We start from the raw sequence: 381 nt of genomic DNA on the forward strand, positions 1-381 counted from the left end.
CAACGGCCAATCGCTGACCGACGGTATCGTGGTGGATGTTTCCCGGCATATGAATCAGGTACTGGAGATTGATGTGGAGGCCCGCCGGGTGCGGGTACAGGCCGGGGTCGTGAAAGACCAGTTGAACGCCGCGCTAAAACCCCATGGCCTGTTCTTTGCCCCGGAGCTCTCCACCTCCAACCGCGCCACCCTCGGCGGCATGATCTCTACCGACGCCAGCGGCCAGGGCAGCTGCGCCTACGGTAAAACCCGCGATCACGTACTGGAACTCGACACGGTGCTGCTCGGTGGCCAACATCTACAGAGCCGCGCGCTGAGTGCCGAGGATGAGCAACACGCCTGCCAGCAGGCGGGCATCGTCGGTCGTGTTCACCAGACGGC

Annotated in this window: 1 protein-coding gene; it reads left to right on the plus strand. The window is 63.5% G+C overall.

Annotation, left to right across the window (positions count from 1 at the left end):
- On the plus strand, positions 1-381 hold a 381-nt coding region (locus tag INT33_RS21060), incomplete at both ends, for an FAD-binding oxidoreductase (protein ID WP_193092952.1).

The organism is Halomonas colorata (assembly GCF_014897985.1).
Taxonomy (GTDB): domain Bacteria; phylum Pseudomonadota; class Gammaproteobacteria; order Pseudomonadales; family Halomonadaceae; genus Vreelandella; species Vreelandella colorata.